Origin of the sequence: Gryllotalpicola daejeonensis, assembly GCF_039538145.1 — a bacterium.
Taxonomy (GTDB): Bacteria; Actinomycetota; Actinomycetes; order Actinomycetales; family Microbacteriaceae; genus Gryllotalpicola; species Gryllotalpicola daejeonensis.
In genome coordinates this window covers 1-5426 of sequence record NZ_BAABBV010000003.1, presented here as the reverse complement: position 1 = coordinate 5426, position 5426 = coordinate 1, and the positions used below count along the sequence as shown (strand labels likewise).

Annotated in this window: 3 rRNA genes; all 3 read left to right on the top strand. The window is 57.2% G+C overall.

Annotated features, from left to right (window positions below):
- The first annotated feature begins 164 nt into the window (after window positions 1–164).
- Window positions 165–1690: ribosomal RNA gene (locus ABD736_RS16355) — 16S ribosomal RNA — on the top strand.
- Window positions 1691–2082: 392 nt separating this feature from the next.
- Window positions 2083–5201 (top strand): 23S ribosomal RNA (locus tag ABD736_RS16350).
- A 99-nt stretch (window positions 5202–5300) separates the two neighbouring features.
- Window positions 5301–5417, top strand: a 5S ribosomal RNA gene (rrf, locus tag ABD736_RS16345).
- Together the 16S, 23S and 5S rRNA genes form the textbook arrangement of a ribosomal RNA operon.
- The last annotated feature ends 9 nt before the right edge of the window (window positions 5418–5426 follow it).

The window sequence follows — 5426 nt, the reverse complement described above, 5'->3', positions numbered from 1 at the left end:
CCGGGTGCGTACGGTCCTTGAGAACTCAACAGCGTGCACATTGTCAATGCCAATACCCCGGTGTCTGGCCTTTTTGGTTGGGCATGGGATTCCTTTTGGTTTATTTGATTATTTGAATGTCAGTTTTGATGTTCTTGTAGTCGGGTCGAACAGGCCGCAGTTTTTTTGTGGAGAGTTTGATCCTGGCTCAGGACGAACGCTGGCGGCGTGCTTAACACATGCAAGTCGAACGATGAAGGCTGGTGCTTGCACTGGCTGGATTAGTGGCGAACGGGTGAGTAACACGTGAGTAACCTGCCCTTGGCTCTGGGATAAGCGCTGGAAACGGCGTCTAATACTGGATATGACTTCTCATCGCATGGTGGGGGGTGGAAAGCTTTTTGCGGCTTTGGATGGACTCGCGGCCTATCAGCTTGTTGGTGAGGTAGTGGCTCACCAAGGCGACGACGGGTAGCCGGCCTGAGAGGGTGACCGGCCACACTGGGACTGAGACACGGCCCAGACTCCTACGGGAGGCAGCAGTGGGGAATATTGCACAATGGGCGAAAGCCTGATGCAGCAACGCCGCGTGGGGGATGACGGCCTTCGGGTTGTAAACCTCTTTTGGCAGGGAAGAAGCCGCAAGGTGACGGTACCTGCAGAAAAAGGACCGGCTAACTACGTGCCAGCAGCCGCGGTAATACGTAGGGTCCGAGCGTTGTCCGGAATTATTGGGCGTAAAGAGCTCGTAGGCGGTTCGTCGCGTCTGCCGTGAAATCCTCAGGCTCAACCTGAGGCGTGCGGTGGGTACGGGCGAGCTAGAGTGCGGTAGGGGAGAATGGAACTCCTGGTGTAGCGGTGGAATGCGCAGATATCAGGAAGAACACCGATGGCGAAGGCAGTTCTCTGGGCCGTAACTGACGCTGAGGAGCGAAAGCGTGGGGAGCGAACAGGATTAGATACCCTGGTAGTCCACGCCGTAAACGTTGGGCGCTAGATGTGGGGACCATTCCACGGTTTCCGTGTCGTAGCTAACGCATTAAGCGCCCCGCCTGGGGAGTACGGCCGCAAGGCTAAAACTCAAAGGAATTGACGGGGGCCCGCACAAGCGGCGGAGCATGCGGATTAATTCGATGCAACGCGAAGAACCTTACCAAGGCTTGACATATACCGGAAACGGCCAGAGATGGTCGCCCCCTTGTGGTCGGTATACAGGTGGTGCATGGTTGTCGTCAGCTCGTGTCGTGAGATGTTGGGTTAAGTCCCGCAACGAGCGCAACCCTCGTTCTATGTTGCCAGCGGTTCGGCCGGGGACTCATAGGAGACTGCCGGGGTCAACTCGGAGGAAGGTGGGGATGACGTCAAATCATCATGCCCCTTATGTCTTGGGCTTCACGCATGCTACAATGGCCGGTACAAAGGGCTGCGATGCCGTAAGGCGGAGCGAATCCCAAAAAGCCGGTCTCAGTTCGGATTGAGGTCTGCAACTCGACCTCATGAAGTCGGAGTCGCTAGTAATCGCAGATCAGCAACGCTGCGGTGAATACGTTCCCGGGCCTTGTACACACCGCCCGTCAAGTCATGAAAGTCGGTAACACCCGAAGCCAGTGGCCTAACCGCAAGGAGGGAGCTGTCGAAGGTGGGATCGGTGATTAGGACTAAGTCGTAACAAGGTAGCCGTACCGGAAGGTGCGGCTGGATCACCTCCTTTCTAAGGAGCATCTGACCGGCGTGAGCTGGTCCAGAACCCGTATCTCCAGCGAGTGTCTGGGGGCGGGGCTCATGGGTGGAACGTTGACAATGCCCCTGGTCGAGGTCTTCGGCTGCTAGTACGGTCTTCGGATTTGGAACGTGGCTGGTGGGTGAGGTCGGGGGGTGCGCGCTGTTGGGTCCTGAGGGACCGTGCCGGCTGCCTGTGGCGGCTGGACTCCTCTCAGGCCCGTCCGAGGGGGTTTTCGCCCCGGGTGGCGGGTTCTGCCCGTATTTTGAGAACTACACAGTGGACGCGAGCATCTTAGATCCGCGGAGTCTTTGGCTTTGCGGGTCACCAATTATGGTCTGATTCAAGTTTTTTGGATCGATTCTTTTTGACTCATGTTGTGGTGGCAAGTTTCTAAGAGCGAACGGTGGATGCCTTGGCATCTGGAGCCGATGAAGGACGTAGCAATCTGCGATAAGCCTCGGGGAGTTGATAAGCGAACTGTGATCCGAGGGTTTCCGAATGGGGAAACCTGGCCAGGCCCTTTGGGTGACCTGGTTACTCCCGCCTGAATGTATAGGGCGGGTAGAGGGAACGTGGGGAAGTGAAACATCTCAGTACCCACAGGAAGAGAAAACAAAATGTGATTCCGTTAGTAGTGGCGAGCGAACGCGGATGTGGCTAAACCTGTCACGTGTGATACCCGGCAGGGGTTGCGTGGTGGGGGTTGTGGGACCCTTCGAGGAGGACTGCCGTTCTCCTGCGGTGACGTGTGCGTGGTGTAGGCGAACAGCTTGGAAAGGCTGACCGTAGCGGGTGATAGTCCCGTAGCCGAAATGCTGCGCCGGCCGGAGGGTGTTCCCGAGTAGCACGGGGCCCGAGAAATCCCGTGTGAATCTGCCAGGACCACCTGGTAAGCCTGAATACTCCCAGATGACCGATAGCGGACAAGTACCGTGAGGGAAAGGTGAAAAGTACCCCGGGAGGGGAGTGAAATAGTTCCTGAAACCGTTCGCTTACAAACCGTCGGAGCCGGCTTGTTCCGGTGACGGCGTGCCTTTTGAAGAATGAGCCTGCGAGTTAGCGATACGTGGCGAGGTTAACCCGTGTGGGGAAGCCGTAGCGAAAGCGAGTCCGAATAGGGCGTTTCAGTCGCGTGTCCTAGACCCGAAGCGAAGTGATCTACCCATGGCCAGGTTGAAGCGACGGTAAGACGTCGTGGAGGACCGAACCCACCAGGGTTGAAAACCTGGGGGATGAGCTGTGGGTAGGGGTGAAAGGCCAATCAAACTTCGTGATAGCTGGTTCTCTCCGAAATGCATTTAGGTGCAGCGTTGCGTGTTTCTTGCCGGAGGTAGAGCTACTGGATAGCCGATGGGGCCCAAAAGCTTACTGACGTTAGCCAAACTCCGAATGCCGGTAAGTGAGAGCGCAGCAGTGAGACGGTGGGGGATAAGCTTCATCGTCGAGAGGGAAACAACCCAGACCACCGACTAAGGTCCCTAAGCGCGTGCTAAGTGGGAAAGGATGTGGAGTTGCACAGACAACCAGGAGGTTGGCTTAGAAGCAGCCACCCTTGAAAGAGTGCGTAATAGCTCACTGGTCAAGTGATTCCGCGCCGACAATGTAACGGGGCTCAAGCACGCCACCGAAGTCGTGGCATTGCCGCAAGAGACAGGCCTTCGTGGTCCAGTCGCGGTGATGGGTAGGAGAGCGTCGTGTGGGCGGTGAAGCAGCGGGGGAACCCAGCTGTGGAGGCCACACGAGTGAGAATGCAGGCATGAGTAGCGAAAGACGGGTGAGAAACCCGTCCTCCGAAAGACCAAGGGTTCCAGGGCCAGGTTAATCCGCCCTGGGTAAGTCGGGACCTAAGGCGAGGCCGACAGGCGTAGTCGATGGACAACGGGTTGATATTCCCGTACCGGCGAAGAACCGCCCATGCCGACCCAGTAATGCTAAGCATCCGATGCCGGCACTGCCGCCCTTGTGGTGGCGCCGCCGGCGGAGCGTGCGACCCGGTCTGGCGAGGCAAGCGTATTAACAGGTGTGACGCAGGAAGGTAGCCGTACCGGGCGATGGTTGTCCCGGGGCAAGGATGTAGGGCTGACGATAGGCAAATCCGTCGTCTGCATGCCTGAGATCTGACGCATACCCGTCAAGGGGAATTCGGTGATCCTATGCTGCCGAGAAAAGCATCGACGCGAGGTTCCAGCCGCCCGTACCCCAAACCGACTCAGGTGGTCAGGTAGAGAATACCGAGGAGATCGAGAGAATCGTGGTTAAGGAACTCGGCAAAATGCCCCCGTAACTTCGGGAGAAGGGGGGCCCGAAGCGTGAACCCACTTGCTGGGGGAAGCGTGGAGTGGCCGCAGAGACCAGTGGGAAGCGACTGTTTACTAAAAACACAGGTCCGTGCCAAGTCGCAAGACGATGTATACGGACTGACGCCTGCCCGGTGCTGGAAGGTTAAGAGGACCGGTCAGCTCCTTGTGAGCGAAGCTGAGAATTTAAGCCCCAGTAAACGGCGGTGGTAACTATAACCATCCTAAGGTAGCGAAATTCCTTGTCGGGTAAGTTCCGACCTGCACGAATGGCGTAACGACTTCCCAGCTGTCTCAACCGCGAACTCGGCGAAATTGCACTACGAGTAAAGATGCTCGTTACGCGCAGCAGGACGGAAAGACCCCGTGACCTTTACTATAGCTTGGTATTGGTGTTCGGTGCGGCTTGTGTAGGATAGGTGGGAGACTGTGAAGCGGGCACGCCAGTGTTCGTGGAGTCATTGTTGAAATACCACTCTGGTCGCTCTGGATATCTAACTTCTGACCGTGATCCGGTCAAGGGACAGTGCCTGGTGGGTAGTTTAACTGGGGCGGTTGCCTCCTAAAGAGTAACGGAGGCGCCCAAAGGTTCCCTCAACCTGGTTGGCAATCAGGTGGCGAGTGTAAGTGCACAAGGGAGCTTGACTGTGAGACTGACAGGTCGAGCAGGGACGAAAGTCGGGACTAGTGATCCGGCGGTACGTTGTGGAACGGCCGTCGCTCAACGGATAAAAGGTACCTCGGGGATAACAGGCTGATCTTGCCCAAGAGTCCATATCGACGGCATGGTTTGGCACCTCGATGTCGGCTCGTCGCATCCTGGGGCTGGAGTAGGTCCCAAGGGTTGGGCTGTTCGCCCATTAAAGCGGTACGCGAGCTGGGTTTAGAACGTCGTGAGACAGTTCGGTCCCTATCCGCTGCGCGCGCAGGAGATTTGAGAGGATCTGACCCTAGTACGAGAGGACCGGGTTGGACGAACCTCTGGTGTGTCAGTTGTTCCGCCAGGAGCACCGCTGATTAGCTACGTTCGGGATGGATAACCGCTGAAAGCATCTAAGCGGGAAGCCGGCCTCGAGATGAGATCTCCACACCTTCGGGTGAGAGGCTCCCAGCCAGACGACTGGGTTGATAGGCCGGATGTGGAAGCAGGGACGAAAGACCTGCGCAGCTGACCGGTACTAATAAGCCGACAACTTGACAACACACAACATGACTTTTGCGTGACTCGCGTCCACTGAGTGGTTCCCGACATACGGGCACCAGCCAACAAGCTGAACAGACCAGTGCCTGGTCGACATTGTTTCGGCGGCCATAGCGGGAGGGAAACGCCCGGACACATTCCGAACCCGGAAGCTAAGACTCCCAGCGCCGATGGTACTGCAGGGGCGACCCTGTGGGAGAGTAGGACACCGCCGAACACCTATTAG